Below are 17328 nucleotides of genomic sequence, written 5' to 3'. Positions count from 1 at the left end.
ACCAATCCGGTGTGCACGCCCGTGCGGGACGGGGGTGCGGTTCAGCCGTCGCGACGGCGGCGGGGCGCAGCCTTGTTCGTGTCGTTGGTAGCCGGCGATGCCTCGGGCAGCCGCACTTCGCCGGGGGCCAGCGCCTGTACGCGGGCGCCGGGCTTGAGCCGGAACTGGCCTTCGGTCACCACACGCTGGCCAGCGCTGACGCCGTCGGCGATCACGACCTTGCCGCCCGGCGCTTCGATGCCGGCCTTGACTGGTTGCATGCGGACGGTGTCATCGTCACCGACCAGATAGACATAGGTGCCTTCGGGGCCGCGCTGCAATGCCTGTTGCGGCACCACCAGCGCATTCTTCAGATCGCTCACGCCCAGCCGCACATTCACGAACTGGCCCGGCCACAGCGCGTTGTCGGCGTTCTCGAATTCGGCCTTGAGCTTGAAGGTGCCGGTGGTGGAGTCGATCTGATTGTCGATCACCCGCAGCGTGCCTTCGGCGATCACGCGGTTGTCCGTACGATCCAGGGCCTTCACGGCGAGGCCGCCGTCCTGGCTGCGGCGTACCAGGGCCAGGTGTTGCTCGGGCAGGGAGAAGACGACCGTGATCGGGTGCACCTGGGTCAGCACGACAATGCCGGCTGATTGTCCGCTTTGTACAATATTGCCTTCGTCCACCAGTCGGATGCCGGCCAGGCCGTCGATTGGCGCGCGCACCGTGGTGTAGCCCAGTTGCACGCGTGCGTTGGCGATCGCCGCGTCGTCTGCGCCGACCTGCGCCTGCAGCTGGCGCACGGTATGGCGCTGGTTTTCCAGGTCCTGGGCGGCGACGAAGTTTTTCTGCATCAGCTCTTCGTAGCGTTTGAGCGTGGACTGGGCGGATCCGAGCAGGGCTTCGTCCTGCTTCTTCTTGGCGGTCGCCTGGTCGAGCTGGGCCTGGAAGGTGCGCGGATCGATCACCGCAATGACGTCGCCCTTCTTGATCTCCTGGCCTTCGCGAAACGCGATCGAATCGATCTGGCCACCCACCTGCGGGCGCACTGTCACGGTGTTGAGGGCCTGGACGGTACCCAGTGCGTCGAGCGTGAGTGGTACGTCTTCGGTAGCAACCGCCACGGCGGTGACGGCGACCGGAGCGTTCGGATCGCCGCCGGGGCCGCGCCGGTTGCCTGTGCTGCTGCCGGAAAAGGCGCGCCAGCCGATCAGTCCGACCAGCGCCACCGCGATGAGGATCCCTGCAATCTTCCCGCGTGACATGAACATTCCTTGGTAACAATGACGGCCGGAATTACCGGCGCGACAACGGCACGATCGCAACGGCGATGTGTAGCGGACGTTGACGGGTGAGGGCAACGCCGGTCAGGCGGCGTTCACGTCGACCGGTTCGGACGCTCGCGCACCGGGTGCTTGGCCAACTTGCGCTGCAGCGTGCGGCGGTGGAGGCCCAGCCGGCGGGCTGCCTCGGAGATATTGCCTTCGCACTCGGCCAGCACGCGCTGGATGTGTTCCCACTCCAGGCGGCGCAGCGGCGGCGTATCCGCCTCGTCGGCGGCGGAAGGGTCGCCCTCCGTGCCGCCTTCATCGAGCAGGGCGCGCAATACGGCGTCCGCGTCGACGGGCTTGGCCAGATAGTCGTGGGCCCCGCGCTTGATCGCCTCGACAGCGGTTGCGATGGACGCGTAGCCGGTGAGCAGCAGAATGCGCAGCTTCGGCGCCTGTGCCAACAATTGCGGGATAAGTGCCAGGCCGTTGTCGGCACCCAGTTTGAGATCCAGCACGGCGTGCGTCGGCAGGTCGCGCCGGGTGGCGGCCAGCGCGGTTGCGGCGTCGTGCGCCACGCTGGTGGCGAAGCCGCGCGTCGTCATCGCCCGTGCGAGCACCTGCGCGAACACCGTGTCGTCGTCGATGATCAGCAAGTGGCCGTGGCGTTCGGCGCCGGTGCCGGCCGTCCGGCCGCTGTCTTCGGTATTCATGAGCTGTGCGTCTCCTCGACGTTATGCGGAGTCCTTGAGCGGCAGCTGGAGACATGTCTCCATGCCCCCGCCCGGCACCATCACTGCGCGCAGTTCGCCGCCCAGGCGTTCCACGGTGGCGTTTGCCAGGGCCAGTCCCAGGCCCAGGCCGGTGCTCTTACTCGTTTCAAAGCGCGTGCCCATGGTCGCCGCGGCTGCTGGCACCATGCCCGGGCCCTGGTCGCGGATACGCAGCACCAGATTGTCGCCGTCACGCGCAACCGCCAGCTCCACTTCACTCGCGCCGGCGGTCAGTGATGCCTCTGCCGCATTGTTGAGCAGGTTCATGACGGCGTGGCGCAGGCTGGGCGGCACCGCGAGCGTCAGCTCGGCGCAGGCTTCCGGCAGGTGTACGGACAGTGCGATTTCCGGCCGCAGCAACGCGAACTGGTGACGGCAATCGCCGACCAGGCGCGCCACGGTGACGCGCTCGGCGCGCTGGTCCAGGTGGCTCTTTCCGACGGCCACCATGTCACGCAGGCTGGTTCGGCAGCGTTCCACCTGGCTGGCGAGCAGCGCGATGTCCTGGGCGAGCGGCCCCTCGGGATGTTCGCGCTGCAATTCGCCCAGCAAGGTGCGCATCGTCGACAGCGGCGTGTTCAGCTCGTGTGCCGCGCCTGCGGCCTGCGTGGCGATGGCCAGAATGCCTTCGTCGCGCAGCGCGCGTTCGCGGATGCGCTGGGTCTCGGCCTGGCGTTCGCGCAGGGCGCGGGCCAGGCGGGCGATGAACCAGGCCAGCAGCACGGCACTGATGCCGAACGAGGTGGCCATGCCCAGCACGTGCAGGTCGAAGGCGGTGCCCTGGTGGTCGTGGATGCCGGGCACCGGCAGGTGCCAGTGCATCAAGGCGATGTAAGTGGCCACGCAGATCGTCGCCACAGCGGCGACCGCGCGCATGCTCAAGGTGGTGGCGGCCAGCGTGATCGGCATCAGGAGCAGGCCGATGAAAGGATTGCTGGCACCGCCGGTGTGGTAGAGCAGCCAGGCGAAAACGGCGGTGTCGACGCCAATCTGGGTCATCACTTCCGCGGCGCTCACCGGCCAGGCGCGGCTCAGGCGCCACTGGACCAGCAGGCCGAAGCCGAGGAGGAAGCCGATGCCGCCGAACAGCGCGAACTTGTCGAGCGCCACGTTCAGGTAGTGCTCGACGAAGAACACGGTCACCGTCTGGCCCATGACGGCGCAGAAACGCAGCCAGGCGAGTGTCCGGGCGAGCGCGTCGGGGCCGGTGGGAATGGGGGCGTTCACGGGAGGGCCTTGCCGGCGCAGGCGCACGCGCGGGGTCGCGCGTGCGCCGTTGTCATCAGTTGTCCTTGCCCATGATCAGGCCGCCGAGGCCGCCCAGGACGGAGCCTTCTTCGCTCGAGCCGCCGCGCTGCGGCGCTGCGGCCAGCATGCGGCCGGCCATGCGCGAGAACGGCAGCGACTGCAGCCAGACCTTGCCCGGGCCGGTGAGATTGGCCAGGAAGACGCCTTCGCCACCAAACATCATGCTCTTGATGCCGCCGACCGGCTTGACGTCGAAGCCGACCGTATCGGTGAGCGCCACGACGCAGCCCGTGTCCACATCCAGGCGTTCGCCCGGCGCCAGCTCGCGTTCGACCACCGTGCCGCCCGCGTGCACGAAAGCCAGTCCGTCGCCCTCGAGCTTCTGCATGATGAAGCCTTCGCCGCCGAACAGGCCGGTGAGGATCTTGCGCTGGAAGTGGATTCCGATCGACACGCCGCGTGCGGCGCAGAGAAAGCTGTCTTTCTGGCAGATCAGGCGACCGCCGACATCGGACAGGTGCATGGCCAGGATGGTGCCGGGGTAGGGTGCCGCGAAGGCGACACGCGCCTTGCCGCTGCCCGAGTGGGTGAACACCGTCGTGAACAGGCTTTCGCCGGTCACCAGGCGCTTGCCGGCGGAAAGGAGCTTGCCCATGAAGCCGCTGCCCGAGCTGCTCTGGGAGCCGTCGCCGAAGACCGTGTCGAGCTGGACCGATGCGTCCTTGTACATCATCGCGCCGGCTTCGGCGATGGCGCTTTCGCCCGGATCGAGCTCGATTTCCACGAACTGCATGTCCTGGCCGACGATCTTGAAATCGATGTCGTCGGCGCGGCGTCCGCCCGGGGCGACCGGCGGCATCGCGGCGGCCGGGACCGGCACTCCCGCGTTGCCGCGCAGCTCGGCGACCTGGCCGACCGGCTGCCAATCGGTGAAACCCTGGCGCCAGCAATGGCCATTGGGATTGCTGGCCGCCTGGGCGCGCGCCGCCGCATCATCCAGCGGGCCGACCTGCTGGCCGTTGTAACTGAAGAACCATTGCGCCATTGCTTGCACTCCCTGGTGTGATCTGCCAAAGGCCGAGTGTACGTGGGCCTCGCGCCGAAGGGCATGGGTCAGGTGGCAGGCTTGAAAGCGGCTTGGCAGTCCTCACGCGTTGGCTCCGGTGCCGTCGTCGCCGGACCTTCCGGCGCGTACAATGCCCGGTCTATGCGCGCCTATCTCGACCTCGTCCAAGAACTCCTCGACCACGGCGTACGCAAGGACGACCGCACCGGCACTGGCACCCTGAGCCTGTTCGGCCGGCAGATCCGATTCGACCTCTCGCAGGGGTTTCCCCTTGTGACGACCAAGCGCCTGCACCTGCGCTCGATCGTGCACGAGCTGCTGTGGTTCCTGCGTGGCGACACCAACATCGCCTATCTGACGGAGAACAAGGTTTCGATCTGGGACGAATGGGCCGACGAAAACGGCGACCTCGGCCCCGTGTATGGCAAGCAATGGCGTGCCTGGGCCGCTGCCGACGGTCGCACGATCGACCAGATCGCCTGGGTCGTCGACGAAATCCGACGTAATCCGGATTCGCGCCGCCTGATCGTCAGCGCCTGGAATGTCGGCGAGCTCGACCGGATGGCACTGATGCCCTGCCATAGCCTGTTCCAGTTCCATGTCGCCGCGGGACGCCTGTCGTGCCAGCTGTACCAGCGCTCGGCGGACGTGTTCCTGGGGGTTCCGTTCAACATCGCCAGCTATGCGCTGCTCACGCACATGGTGGCGCAGGTGTGCGGCCTGGCCGTCGGCGATTTCGTGCATACCTTCGGGGACGTGCACCTGTATCTCAATCACCTCGACCAGGCGCGCGAGCAGCTCGCGCGCGAACCGTTGCCGTTGCCGACGCTGCGACTCAATCCGGCCGTCGATTCGATATTCGGATTCACCTATGACGACATCGCCATCGAGGGCTATGTCTCGCATGCGGCGATCAAGGCGCCGGTGGCCGTATGAATGCTGTTTCCGCACTGCATGCGGCCGCTGAGCGCTGGTGTGCGGCGCGTGCGGATCTGGGGCTCCTGATTCTTCGCGCGGTCCTGGGCGGCCATTTGATCTGGAGTTCCCAGGACAACGTGTTCAGCTGGGCACGGATGCTGGAATTCCGCGATTTTCTGGCGCGCTTTGATTTTCCCTGGCCGCTGTTTTGCGCCGTGCTTTCCGTCGCCGCGCAGTTCCTGGGTGGTAGCGCGCTTGTCGCCGGTCTCTACACGCGCTTTGCCGGCGCTGTGCTGGCGTTCAATTTTGTCGTCGCGATCGTGATGGTCGACAGCCAGCGGCCGTATCCGGCGGCCTTCGCCGCGCTGGCCCTGGTGGCTGGCTGTCTGAGCCTGACCTTCACCGGCGCCGGGCGCTGGTCGCTCGATCACGCCCTGCGCCGACGCGTGCCATGCTGAGCCTGATCGTCGCCCTGGATGCGCAGCGTGCGATCGGCCGGGATGGCGACATGCCCTGGCACCTGCCGGATGACCTCAGGCGTTTCAAGCAGCTCACCCTGGGAAAGCCGGTGCTGATGGGCCGCAAGACGGCCGTATCCATCGGCCGGCCCTTGCCCGGCCGGCGCAATCTCGTGCTTTCGCGTGACGGCGAGGCGCCGTATCCGACGCAGGAAACCGTGCGTTCCCTGGAGCAGGCACGGGAGCTCACATCCGGAGAGGAGCTGATGGTCATCGGCGGCGGCGAAATCTATCGCCTGGCCATGCCGCTGGCCGAGCGGATGTACCTGACACACGTGCAGACCGCGGTCGATGATGCGGATACCTGGTTCCCGCCGTTCGATCCGGCGGATTGGCGCGTCGTGTCGCGCGAACGGCGTGATGCCGATGCGCGTCACGCGTATGCGATGGAATTTGCCGACTACGCGCGCCGCTGATGGCGCAGCCGTGGCGGCGATAGCGCCTTACGGCGTCACCGGCCCCCTTGACCCGAGGGGGTTCCGGAATCGCTGCCACTCGATTTCTAATCCATGTCACGCGCCGCCGGCGGCGGTCGAGTGGACTTGATGCTCACGAAGTACGGCTCCTCCGCGTCCAGGCGCAGTGCGGTGAGCGAACCGCCCCACACGCAGCCCGTATCGATGGCGTAGATGCCAAGCCCGCTGAAGCGGCCCAGCGCGGACCAGTGGCCGCACACGATGCGCGTTTCCCGCTTGACCATGCCGGGTACTTCGTACCAGGGATACAGACCGGGCTGCTGCGTACCCGGCGCACCTTTCTCGCCGAAGGCAATGCGTCCGCGCACGTCGCAGTAGCGAAGACGGGTGAGCACGTTGATGCTGGCGCGCATCCGTTCGATGCCCTTGAGACGGCCCGACCACACCGCCGGCTTGTTGCCGAACATCGAGCGCATCAGGCGCGCATGATCCGGCCCGCGCAGCTGGCGTTCGACCTCGCGGGCGGCGCGCTGTGCCTGGGCGAGGGTCCAGCGCGGCGCGAAGCCGGCATGCACCATGGTGAAGTTGAGCTTTTCGTCGTGGTGCAGAAGGCTTTGCCGGCGCAACCAGCCAAGGAGTTCCTCCCGGTCAGGTGCGAAGAGGATAGCGCCCAGTTCCGGATTCACCCGGGCCTGTTCTGCCTCGTTGCGCTCGGCCACCGCCAGGAGGCTCAGGTCGTGGTTGCCCAGCGTGACCACGGTCTGGTCGCCCAGGGTGCGCAGCAGCCGCAGCACCTCCAGCGACTGGCCGCCGCGGTTGACAAGGTCGCCACAAAACCACAAAGCATCATTTGCGGCATTGTACTGGATCTTGTCGAGCAGGCGGGCGAGTTCGTCGTAGCAGCCCTGCAGGTCGCCGATGGCCCAGGTCGCCATCAATGCAGCGTCCGCGGAATCGACAGGGTGAACTGCGGGATTTCCGCATCGAACTCCGTGCCGTCATCCGCCACCATGCGATAGCTGCCGCGCATGGTGCCGACGCTGGTTTCGAGGATGGCGCCCGAGGTGTAGCGGAACTCCTCGCCCGGGCGCATATGGGGCTTTTCGCCGACCACGCCGTCACCGACCACTTCCTGCACCTTGCCGTTACCGTCGGTGATGATCCAGTGGCGCGAAAGGAGTTGGGCGGCGACTTCGCCGGTGTTCTGAATGGTGATGGTGTAGGCGAAGACGTAGCGGTTGTCGGCGGGCATCGACTGGTCGTCGATGAAGCGCGTCGCGACGGAAATCGCCATGTCATAGGGCTGTTTGCGGTTCATGCGGGAATTCTCGGCGAGTGCGGGATGCATCGCAACCCGCCTTGTCGCGGAATGTGCGTTGCCTTCGTTCCGGCGTGCGCAGGTGACCTGGCGCGGCGCCGGCGGGGCGCCTATTGCGCCGCGGTGTCGATCGTGCCTGCAGCCTGGCCGGCGGCGACAATCCGGGCGATGGCGACGAACTGCGATGGCGCCAGTTGCTCTGCGCGCGTTCGCGGGTCGATGCCGGCCGCCTGGATCTGCTCGGCGGTGGCGACGTGGTGCAGCGCGTTGGACAGTGTCTTGCGCCGCTGGCCAAAGGCCTCGCGCACGACACGCTCGACCAGTCTTGGATCCGCATCGTGGCGCCTTTCCGGCGGCAGTGGCGTGAGCCGCACGACCGCGGAATCAACCTTGGGGGGTGGGTTGAACGCCCCGGGTGGCACCTTGAACAGGGGTTCGACCCGGCAGTAGAGCTGCAGCATCACCGAGAGACGGCCATACACCTTGCTGCCCGGGTCTGCCGCCATGCGGTCGACGACTTCTTTCTGCAGCATGAAGTGCATGTCGATGATCGACCCGGCGTGCTCCAGGCAGTGGAACAGGATGGGGCTGGAGATGTTGTAGGGCAGGTTGCCGACCAATCGTATTTTTCCACCTTTGGCCAATGCGGTGAAATCTACCGTGAGCACGTCGGCATTGACCACCTCGATGCGCCCGTGCGGCGCGGCGGCCGCCTCGATCCGCGGGATCAGGTCGCGGTCGAGCTCGATCACCGTGATCTCGCCGTGCTGCTCCAGCAGGGGCAGGGTGATGGCCCCTTCACCCGGGCCGATCTCGACCAGGCGGTCACCCGGCTTGGGCGCGACAGCCTGGACGATGCGGCGGATGAGGCCGGGATCGTGCAGGAAGTGCTGGCCGAAGCGTTTCTTGTGCACATGCTCGCCGGTGTCGGCGGAGCGTGGGGAATGGTTCGGTTTCAAGCGGAAGCCTCGGGCGGGGGCGCGAGCGGCGATGAATGGGCAAGCTCTTCGATCAGCCAGGCGCGGAATTTCCGCACCGAAGGCTTGTCGAGATGCGTTTGGGGACACACCAGATAGTACGCGTAGAACGAGGGAATGCGCAGCGCGAACGGGGCGATGAGTTCACCGCTGGCCAGGCGGGCCGCCACCAGCGAGCTGCGGCCCAGGACCACGCCGTGGCCCTGGGCGGCCGCGCGGAGCGCCAGCTCGGTGTCGTCGAACACCGGTCCGCGGCGCGGTTCCATCACCGTCACGCCCGCCGCGGCGAACCAGCGCACCCAGTCATTGAGGCGGGCCTGCTGCTTGACCCGCACCAGCGGCAGGTCCAGCAACTGGACCGGATGCTCCAGCGGCGGCGTCGCCAGGTTCGGGCTGAGTACCGGAAACAGCTCGTCATCGAGCAGCTTGTCGCAGTGCAGATCAGGCCACGCCCCGTTCCCCCAGCGGATCGCCACGTCGACCCCGTCGTTGCGGAAGTCGGCCAGCCCTGTGCTGCTCTGCAGATTGAGCTCGATGTCCGCGTGTCGCGCCAGGAATCCCCCGAGCCGGCCAACCAGCCACGCCGCTGCGAAGGAAGGGAGCACGCTGAGCGTCAGCACGTGACCGGCGCTGCGTTCGCGCACCCGGCTGACGGTCAGGGCCAGCTGGTCCAGGGCCTCCCGCACGCCGATCGCCAGCTGCTGGCCCGCTTCGGTGAGTGCCGTGCGCCGGCCGTCGCGGACGAAGAGCTTGGTGTCGAGGTCCTCTTCCAGTGCCTTGATCTGTACGCTGATGGCGCCGTGGGTCAGGTGCAGCTCCGCGGCGGCACGGCTCCAGTTCAGATGGCGGGCGGCGCATTCGAAGACGCGCAGCGTGCGCAGCGATGGCAGGTGGTGCCAGGGACGCATTGTTAGTTCCGCTAACAGTCGTCGGCAGAAAGTATCGATTTTGTGCCGTTACGTCGAGCGTTAGCATGCATTCCGCGCCGTGAAGTGTTGACGCTACTGACACTCGGGGTTCATCGCGGACCACCGGAGACGGCCGAGGAGTCGCAATGAACCTGTCGTTGATGTCCCGTATGCTCGCCCTGGCCATGATCTGGGGTGGGTCGTTCCTTTTCATGCGCCTGGCCGTGCCGGAATTCGGCGCCGGGTTTACCGCCGCAGGCCGCCTGGGCCTGTCGGCGCTGGCACTCGTGATCTTTGCCTGGCTGCAGGGGCTTTCGCTGGAATGGCGCAAGCACTGGAAAGCCTACCTGTGGATCGGCGCCGCCAGCGCCGCGATTCCCTTCCTGATGTTTGCCTTGATGGCCCGTTACCTGCCGGCCGGTTATTCGGCCCTGCTCAATGCCACCGTACCGCTGTTTGCGGTGCTGATGGCCTGGGGCACGCAGCACGCACGGCCGTCCTGGTCGAAGCTGGCGGGCGTGGCGACCGGTATGGCCGGTGTGATCACCGTGGCGCGCTTTGGCACCGTCACGCTCGATGTGCCGACCGTGCTCGCCTTCGGCGCGGGCCTGCTGGCGGCGTTTCTCTACGCCTTCAGCGCTGGCGAGCTGCGCCGCCGTTTTGCGGGTACTGATCCGGTCGTCGCGGCCACCGGTACGCAGCTGGGCGCAGCCATCCTGATGGTGCCGATGCTGTTCATCAATTTGCCGACCGCGGTACCGGCGCTGGTTCCGGGCCTTGCCCTGATCGCCCTTGGCCTGGTCTGCACGGCCACGGCCTATGTCATGTATTTCCGCGTGCTGCGGGAGGCCGGCGCCGAGCGGGGCACCACAGTAACGTTCATGGTTCCGTTGTTCGCGCAGCTCTGGGGTGCGTTGTTCCTGGACGAAGCCATTACCTGGGCGAGCCTGATCGGGCTGGCGCTGGTGCTGTTTGCCGTCGCGCTGGTGTTCGAGAAAGTGCGCTGGCCGCGCCGGCGCGAGGCGGTCGTCGCCGCCGCCCTGCCGCTCGCGACCTGTGTTGCCAAGAAGTGAGTGCCTGCCCGCCGGAATCCGTGCGATTCCGGCGGGCGCGGTCTTACGCGCGAATACGGGTCACCGCCAGCGACCGGGCAAGCCGGGCTGCCGTGACCAGGCTGGCCGCATCGGCCGTGCCACGGCCAGCCAGATCCAGCGCAGTGCCGTGATCGACGGACGTACGGATAAAAGGCAGGCCGAGGGTGATATTGACCGCTGAACCGAAGCCCTGCGCCTTGAGCACCGGAAGGCCCTGGTCGTGGTACATCGCCAGCACCGCATCGCCCCGTTGCAGTTGTTCCGGCACGAAAGCCGTGTCGGCGGGAAGCGGACCGACCAGCGTCATTCCCTCACCGCGTAGCTTGTCCAGCACGGGGATGATCGTATCGATCTCCTCGCGGCCTATATGGCCGCCTTCACCCGCGTGCGGGTTGAGGCCGAGCACGAGGATGCGGGGCTGCGGCAGCGCGAAGTGGCGGCGCAGATCGCCATCCAGAATGCGGATGCAACGTTCCAGCGCCAGTGCCGTGATAGCCGCCGGCACAGCGGCCAACGGCAGGTGCGTGGTGACCAGGGCCACGCGCAGCGAGGGCGTGGCCAGCATCATCACCACATCCGTGGCGGCGCGTGCGGCGAAAAACTCCGTGTGGCCGCTGAAGGCGATGCCGGCATCGTTGATCACCCCCTTGTGCACCGGGCCGGTCACCAGCGCGTCGAATTCGCCGGCGAGGCAGCCGTCGGCGGCGCGCGCCAGGGTGTCGAGCACGTAAGAGGCATTGGCCGGGTCCAGGACACCCGGCACCACGCGGCTGGCAACAGGAATCGCCACGTAGCGCAGCTCGCCAGGAAGACGGCGGGTGCGCCGCTGGCCGTCGTCGGCGCGAAGATCGAGCGTCACGCCGCGGCTGCGCGCCGCATCGGCCAGCACCGATGGATCGGCTACGGCGATCAGGTCGGCTTCGATATCGCTGGCGGCCAGTTCGGCAACGAGCTCCGGCCCTACGCCGGCCGGTTCGCCGGGCGTCAGGACAAGTCGGGGGAGTCCGGGCGTCGGCATCGGTATCACCGCGGGCAGAAACGAAAGGGCCCGGCGAACCGGGCCCAGGAACTCAGGACTTGGAACCGCTGGCGCTGCCCTGCGTGGGCTCGCCCTTGGCATCGAAGCCGGGCAGGCGGAACTCGATGAACGCCTCGGAGCGCAGCTGGCGCATCAGATTTTCGAAGTCATCTTCGGCCTTGCGCTGCTGGATGGCTTCGCGCGCCTGCTGGCGGCGGTTGTCGTCGGTGCGGTCGAGCTCACGCATGCCCAGGCGCTTGACGAAGTGATAGCCGACGTTGCTGCGGAACGGCTCGCTGACCTCGCCGTCTTTCAGGCGGGCAATCACTTCGCCGACCTGCTGGCCGTAGGTGTCGATCGGGAACCAGCCCATGTCGCCGTTGTTGTTGGCGGTGGTGTTGTCCTGGGAGTGCGCCTTGGCCAACTGGCCGAAGTCTTCACCCTTGTCGACGATGCGCTGGCGCAGGTCGCGGATCTTTTTCTCCGCGTCGGTCGCGCTGACCAGTTCGTCGATCTTGATCATCATGTGCAGGGCGTGGAATTCGGTGACCACCTGCTTGCCCTGCTCGCGCTGGTCAACCAGCTTGAGAATGTGGAAACCGCTGGGACCGCGCACGGCTGGCGTCACCTGGCCCACGCTCATGCCCTGGAGCAGGTCGGCGAACATGCCCGGCACCTGGTCGTAGCGGCGCCAGCCCAGGTCGCCGCCGTCGAGGGCATCGGGCGCATCGGAAGAGCGGATCGCGACTGCGGCGAAATCTTCGCCGGATTCCAGCTCGCGCCTGACCTTGTCGGCCTTTTCCTTCGCGGCCTGGATCTGCTGCGCGCTGGCGCCGTCCGGCAGGTTGATCAGGATGTGCGACAGGCGCACTTCGCCGGTCTTGAGGCTGTTGCCGGCGAGCAGGATGTCGACTTCGGCGTCGGTCGCCTGGGCCGACTGGGCCACGCGCTGGCGCAGCCGCTGGGTGACCAGCTCGTCGTGCAGGTTGCTGCGGAACTCGGTGTAGCTCAGGCCGTCGCGGGCCAGGGCGGAACGCAGCTGATCGACGTCCATCTTGTTCTGGCGGGCGACGCTGGCCACGGCCTGGTCGATTTCCACGTCACCGATGCGCACCCCGGTCTGCTCGGCGCGCGCCACCTGCAGGCGGGTCATGATCAGGCGGTCGAGCACCTGGCGCTCGAGAATGTTCCGGGGCGGCAGCTGCTGCGGATTGCGCTGGTACTGCGCGACGATCTGGCCGACGGCGCGATCCAGCTGGCTCTTGAGCACGACGTCCTCGTCCACCACCGCGACGATGCTGTCCAGGGGCTCGGAATCGAGCATCTGCGCCTGGGCGGACGGCATCCCGGCGGCGAATGAGACGGTCAGGGCAAAGGCGAGCGCGAACTTTTTCATCGGTGGTCCGTGGAAGGTCTCGGGATGGCCGCGCGAGGGGCGGTCCGGCATGGCGAATCAGGTCGCCGAGTGTGCACGGCGACCCGAACTCGGGCCTGAATGGAACGGGCCCGCTGGAAACTACTGATAGCCAAGAATACCACGGCGCAAAAAGTCCTCGGTTTTCTGGCCGATGGCGCCGATGCCCTTGAATTCCAGCTCGAAGTACAGGGCGTTGTTGGCCTTGCCCTCGGCCGTGCGCACATACCGGCGCGCCAGCAGGCGCCAGGCCACGCAGCAGCTGTCATGCTCGATGCCGAACAGGCCCTCGAGGGTCTTTTCGTCGCGCAGCGAGTAGTTCCAGCGGCCAATCAGGCGCCAGACCTCGTTGATGGGCACCAGCGCCGACAGGTCGGTCTGTTCAAGGAAGTCGCGGCGGTAACGGTAAGACAGGTTCACCACGCCGTCGCCCAGGAACCGGTGCTGCACCGAGACGGCGGAGAGGTCGGTGCGGTCCTTGTTCGGATCCCAGTGATCGGCGAGCTTCAGGCGCCAGCGGTCGCTGATGCGCAGGTCGAGCTCGCCCACATAGGCCGAGCTGCTGAAGTCAGTGGCGTTGACGCCGGGCAGCTGCACGCGCTGGTCGTCGAAGTAGCGGATCTGCCCGAAGCTGGCCGAGAGCCGCTCCGCGCCGTTGCTTTCGAGCAGGCGCGTGGTCAGGGCCACGGTCAGGTTCTTCGCATCCATCTGGCGGTCGGCGCCGGTGAAGCGATTGGTCGTGAACAGCTGCGGGTAGTCAAAACTGACCGGCTGGGTATCGAACAGCGGGATATCCGACTGGTCGCGATAGGGCACGTTCAAGTAGTACAGGCGCGGTTCGAGCGTCTGGGTGTACTGGGTGCCCCACAGCTGCGTTTCCCGCTCGAAGAACAGGCCGGCATCGACGCTGCTGATCGGCAGGGTGCGCCGCGGTGACCACTGGTGTTCGTATGCCACCACCGGGCCGCCGGACGGACCGACGCGGCTGTCCTGTTCGACCTCGTAACGCGTATGCCGCACGCCCACTTCCGGGCGCAGGAACCACGATGCGCCTTCCAGCGGCAGGCTCAGGTACGGATACAGGTCCAGGCGCTCGCCCGTGGCCGGGCACACGCCGGTCTCCCCGGGCGCGAACTTCTGGCACTCCTTCGAGAAGGACACGAATTCCGATTTCACCCCGCCGCGCAGGCTGCCCACGAGCCCCACATCGGCTTCGAAGGTGGCGCGCGGCAGGCGGCGATACGGTTCAAAGATGTCGTTGAGGGTCGGGTCGGTGATCTGGTAGCGATCGCCGCCGAAGCTCGCCGTCCAATGGGCGCCGTGGCCGAGCAGATACGCGCTGGACGGCAGCAGGCTGGTCGAGACGGTCGACAGGCTGTCGCCGAAATCCTCGAAATAGCGGTCATCCGAGACGTGATTGATATTTGCCGCGATATTCCAGTGCGGCGACAGCACGCCGTGGTGTTCGATGTGGAAGTCGCCGCGGTCGCGGTCGGCCTTGCGGTCGTCCGGCATCCACGAGCCATCGATCTGGCCGCGATGGTTGTCCGTGAGGTAGCGGAATTCACCGCCCAGCATCAGCCCGCGCTGGGTCACGATGCGTGGGTAAAGCGTCGCATCGTAGTTGGGCGCGATATTGATGTAGTAGGGCTGGGTGTAGTCGAAGCCGCTGTTGCCGTTGAACCCTACGCGCGGATACAGGAAGCCGCTCTGGCGCCGCTCATCGATCGGGAAGCGGACGTACGGCAGCCACAGGATCGGCACGTCGCCCAGGCGCAGCGTCGCGTTGTGACCCCGGCCGACGCCTTCGGCCTGGTCCAGCGACAGGTCGTCGGCGCGGATCTCCCATTGGGTGGCCTCGGGGTCACAGGTGGTGAAGCCGACCTGGGTCATGGATGCATGATCGGCATCGATCAGCTTCGCCTGCGCGGCACTGCCGTTGCCGCGCGAGCCCAGCAGCTGGAAGCGCACGTTGTCGAGCGTGGCGGTGCTCGGCGTCGTCGTGCCTTCACCCCTGGTCGCCGACAGCAGAAGACCGCGATCCTGGTAACGCACGTCGCCTTCGGCCAGCCAGGCGGTCGTCTCGGTCCAGTAGGTCAGGCGTTCGGCCTGCAGCAGCTGATCCAGGCGCTGGATGCGCGCCTTGCCTTCCAGCACGTATTTGGACGTGTCCTTGGACTGGAAGCGGTCGGCGGTGAAATCGGCGGCTTCGGCGTTGCGGTCGCCCGTGGTCGGCAGGCCGGGGGTGTAGAACGACAGCAGCGCGTTGGGCTTGCAGAGGCGGAAATCGTCTGCCTTCGGCGTGGCGGCGAAAGCGCCGGTGCCGTGGAGCGAAGCGATGGTGGCCAGCGCCAGCAGGCGCACAGCCGGGAATCGGGGGGCATTACGCGGCACGGAGCACGGTCTTTTGCGGCCACAGAGACGCGTAAGATGCCTCAAACGCGCACACCGCAGCAATCAGCGCTCGCGCAAGGGATTGATTTCGTTCCGGTTCAGCCGCAGTGTGGGTGACGCAAGCGGCGCCTGTGCCGCCCCCGCCCGGGAGAAAACGGCTGTGAACGACAAAGTCACCAAGACCGACGCCCAATGGCGCGAGGAACTGACGCCCGAGCAGTACGCAATCTGCCGCTGCTCGGCGACCGAGCGCGCCTTTACCGGCAAATACTGGGACCACCACGCGGCCGGCACCTATCTGTGTGCCGCCTGCGGGTCGGAACTGTTTGACTCGACCACCAAATACGACTCTGGCAGCGGCTGGCCCAGCTACTGGCAGCCGGTGAATCCGGACGCCGTCAGCGAGCACGAGGACCGCACCCACGGCATGCGCCGCGTCGAGGTGCGCTGCGCCCGCTGTGATTCCCACCTAGGCCACGTCTTCACCGACGGGCCGCGACCCACGGGCCTGCGTTACTGCATCAACTCCGCCGCATTGGACTTCGCGCCGAAGTGATGCCGGACAGGGACGCCCGATGGCGCCCCTGCCGATCGGTCCTACTGGCAGCCCTGGGCGACCGGCGTAATGGCGCACAGGTCCAGGGTCAGGTGGTTGCCTTCGTCCGAGGTACGGAACAGCACGTCGTTGTTCACCAGCAGTGGCACGGACGGATAGCCCACGACGCCGATATCCGGGTTGACGCGGAACGTGATCTGCTTGTCACCGAACTGCGGCGTGGACGAGGTGAGCGGAATCAGGAATTCCAGCCACACGCCCTGCGCCATTCCCCAGGCGAACGAATTCATGTATCCGCCGCGCGGCGCGCGGATCGCCAGGCCCTCCAGCCCCTGTGTGAAGGTCTGCGGGCAACCGTAGCCGCTGTCGTTGCCAAGATTGATGATGCGCGGGCCGTTCGGCACGCGGGCGAAGCAGAACACCGGATTGCCTTCGGACACCGCGGGCGTCACCCCTTCCGGCAGCATCAGTTCCAGGCCTACCACGCTGCCGCCGCAGGGATTGCCGGGATGGCTGATCACCAGGTGCGTGTAGAACACCTCGCCGACGGCCGGGGTACGGTTGGGAGGCAGCAGGGTATAGCCGGCATAGGCCTGCACCCGCACCTGGAAAATGGGCGGATCGCTCAGGCACGCGGTGTTCGTGCCGATGCTTTTGAAGACGCCGTCGTACCAGGGCAGGGTCAGCGCAGTGGCCTTGCGCGCAGGGGCCAGCAGTGACAGGCAGACGACAAGGGCGAGCAGGATGCGGTGCATGATTGCCTCGGAACACCCGCCGGACGGCAGGTTTGTTCACGAGGACGGAACAGCGGGACAAAAGCCATCACCGCCCGCGAAAAAATCGTCGCCGCCTTGGTTCGCTGCCGTCAGGCCGGAAGGAATTTCCAGGTCCGCTGGGCGAAGTTATAGAAATAGCGATCGAACGGATTGTTCGTGGACGGGTAGGTCAGGAGCACCACGCCGTCCGCGTGGGCATAGCCGATCCGCCAAAGGCGGGTGGCCGACCAGAAAGGCGCAGCTTCCACTTCAGCCGTCGTGGGGTAGCGGTCGTGACTTTCCCGAAACGCTTCGACGAAGGCCACGACGTCCTGCGCCGACGAACGCGCCGCCTGCACGTAGTGCACGTGCAGCGTGATGCCGGTGGCGAGCGTGATCACGCACAGCACCAGCTTCAGATATTGCACTGCACGCTCCTGCGGCTTGTTCCAGGCCACATAGAGTGCCGGGATGATGATGGCCAGGAGCAGGGGACCGAGCAGGGTCAGGAACAATCCGGTCTGGGGCCGAAACCCGATCAGTCCGATTGCCACGCAGGCGGCGAGTGTGCCCGCGAGGCGCGTGGAATAGGCGCGAATCATTGCGACGAGATCTTCAGGGGATCCGAACGAAGGCCGGACTCTACCATCGCTCCGGAGCCGCGCCGCCCTCGACACAATTGTTGTCGGAGCGACGGGGTGTCGC

General features: G+C 66.7%; 18 protein-coding genes. 5 read left to right on the top strand and 13 right to left on the bottom strand.

Features of this window, described 5'->3' with window-relative positions; all coding sequences use genetic code 11:
- Positions 1-41: 41 nt before the first annotated feature.
- The 4 genes from N4264_RS22355 to N4264_RS22340 form a co-directional block, all read right to left on the bottom strand.
- A complete protein-coding gene (locus N4264_RS22355; protein ID WP_261694422.1) occupies positions 42-1247 on the bottom strand; it encodes an efflux RND transporter periplasmic adaptor subunit in 1206 nt (401 codons plus the stop codon).
- A 113-nt stretch (positions 1248-1360) separates the two neighbouring features.
- Entirely contained in the window at positions 1361-1963 is a 603-nt protein-coding gene (locus N4264_RS22350) for a response regulator transcription factor (RefSeq protein ID WP_261694421.1), read from the bottom strand.
- A 21-nt stretch (positions 1964-1984) separates the two neighbouring features.
- Complete coding sequence (locus N4264_RS22345; RefSeq protein ID WP_261694420.1) at positions 1985-3250, bottom strand: ATP-binding protein; 1266 nt, start codon at positions 3248-3250, stop codon at positions 1985-1987.
- A gap of 55 nt (positions 3251-3305) precedes the next feature.
- Positions 3306-4316 carry a TIGR00266 family protein gene (locus N4264_RS22340; protein WP_261694419.1) on the bottom strand — a complete coding sequence of 337 codons (1011 nt, stop codon included), beginning with the start codon at positions 4314-4316 and terminating at the stop codon, positions 3306-3308.
- A 162-nt stretch (positions 4317-4478) separates the two neighbouring features.
- Here N4264_RS22340 and N4264_RS22335 point away from each other — a divergent pair, with 162 nt between their 5' ends.
- Genes N4264_RS22335 through N4264_RS22325 form a run of 3 tightly spaced genes read left to right on the top strand, consistent with a single transcriptional unit; the run spans position 4479 to position 6189 of the window.
- Positions 4479-5273: a thymidylate synthase gene (locus N4264_RS22335; RefSeq protein ID WP_261694418.1), complete on the top strand. Its 795-nt coding sequence runs from the start codon at positions 4479-4481 to the stop codon at positions 5271-5273.
- The gene (locus tag N4264_RS22330; protein WP_261694417.1) at positions 5270-5713 is read left to right on the top strand and encodes a DoxX family protein; all 444 of its coding nucleotides are present in this window, start codon (positions 5270-5272) and stop codon (positions 5711-5713) included. The genes N4264_RS22335 and N4264_RS22330 overlap by 4 nt, the downstream gene beginning before the upstream one ends.
- Positions 5707-6189, top strand: a complete 483-nt coding sequence (locus N4264_RS22325) for a dihydrofolate reductase (RefSeq protein ID WP_261694416.1) — start codon at positions 5707-5709, stop codon at positions 6187-6189. The genes N4264_RS22330 and N4264_RS22325 overlap by 7 nt, the downstream gene beginning before the upstream one ends.
- A gap of 86 nt (positions 6190-6275) precedes the next feature.
- On the opposite strand, the gene N4264_RS22320 is transcribed toward N4264_RS22325, so the two are convergent.
- The 4 genes from N4264_RS22320 to gcvA form a co-directional block, all read right to left on the bottom strand.
- Positions 6276-7124 (bottom strand): symmetrical bis(5'-nucleosyl)-tetraphosphatase, encoded by an 849-nt coding sequence (locus tag N4264_RS22320; protein WP_261694415.1) that lies wholly within the window; start codon positions 7122-7124, stop codon positions 6276-6278.
- Positions 7124-7507, bottom strand: coding sequence for a Co2+/Mg2+ efflux facilitator ApaG/CorD (gene apaG / locus N4264_RS22315; RefSeq protein WP_261694414.1), 384 nt, complete (start codon positions 7505-7507; stop codon positions 7124-7126). Before apaG ends, N4264_RS22320 begins: the two co-directional genes overlap by 1 nt.
- Positions 7508-7617: 110 nt before the next feature.
- Positions 7618-8466, bottom strand: coding sequence for a 16S rRNA (adenine(1518)-N(6)/adenine(1519)-N(6))-dimethyltransferase RsmA (gene rsmA, locus N4264_RS22310; protein ID WP_261694413.1), 849 nt, complete (start codon positions 8464-8466; stop codon positions 7618-7620).
- Positions 8463-9392, bottom strand: a complete 930-nt coding sequence (gene gcvA / locus N4264_RS22305) for a transcriptional regulator GcvA (RefSeq protein WP_261694412.1) — start codon at positions 9390-9392, stop codon at positions 8463-8465. The genes rsmA and gcvA overlap by 4 nt, the downstream gene beginning before the upstream one ends.
- Positions 9393-9538: 146 nt before the next feature.
- On the opposite strand from gcvA, the gene N4264_RS22300 reads away from it, so the two are divergent.
- A complete protein-coding gene (locus N4264_RS22300; RefSeq protein ID WP_261694411.1) occupies positions 9539-10465 on the top strand; it encodes a DMT family transporter in 927 nt (308 codons plus the stop codon).
- Between the two features lie 43 nt (positions 10466-10508).
- On the opposite strand, the gene pdxA is transcribed toward N4264_RS22300, so the two are convergent.
- The 3 genes from pdxA to lptD form a co-directional block, all read right to left on the bottom strand.
- Complete coding sequence (pdxA, locus tag N4264_RS22295) at positions 10509-11504, bottom strand: 4-hydroxythreonine-4-phosphate dehydrogenase PdxA (protein WP_261694410.1); 996 nt, start codon at positions 11502-11504, stop codon at positions 10509-10511.
- A gap of 52 nt (positions 11505-11556) precedes the next feature.
- Positions 11557-12900, bottom strand: coding sequence for a peptidylprolyl isomerase (locus N4264_RS22290; protein WP_261694409.1), 1344 nt, complete (start codon positions 12898-12900; stop codon positions 11557-11559).
- Between the two features lie 120 nt (positions 12901-13020).
- Complete coding sequence (lptD, locus tag N4264_RS22285; RefSeq protein WP_261694408.1) at positions 13021-15312, bottom strand: LPS assembly protein LptD; 2292 nt, start codon at positions 15310-15312, stop codon at positions 13021-13023.
- Positions 15313-15472: 160 nt separating this feature from the next.
- Here lptD and msrB point away from each other — a divergent pair, with 160 nt between their 5' ends.
- On the top strand, positions 15473-15868 hold the full coding sequence (msrB, locus tag N4264_RS22280; protein WP_261694407.1) for a peptide-methionine (R)-S-oxide reductase MsrB: 396 nt from the start codon (positions 15473-15475) through the stop codon (positions 15866-15868).
- Positions 15869-15909: 41 nt separating this feature from the next.
- On the opposite strand, the gene N4264_RS22275 is transcribed toward msrB, so the two are convergent.
- On the bottom strand, positions 15910-16623 hold the full coding sequence (locus tag N4264_RS22275) for a hypothetical protein (RefSeq protein WP_261694406.1): 714 nt from the start codon (positions 16621-16623) through the stop codon (positions 15910-15912).
- A gap of 110 nt (positions 16624-16733) precedes the next feature.
- The gene (locus N4264_RS22270) at positions 16734-17225 is read right to left on the bottom strand and encodes a hypothetical protein (RefSeq protein WP_261694405.1); all 492 of its coding nucleotides are present in this window, start codon (positions 17223-17225) and stop codon (positions 16734-16736) included.
- Between the last annotated feature and the right edge of the window lie 103 nt (positions 17226-17328).

Source organism: Tahibacter amnicola (assembly GCF_025398735.1).
Classification (GTDB): Bacteria; Pseudomonadota; Gammaproteobacteria; order Xanthomonadales; family Rhodanobacteraceae; genus Tahibacter; species Tahibacter amnicola.
Note: the sequence above shows the minus strand (reverse complement) of the source record. Positions and strands in the feature narration are given on the sequence as shown.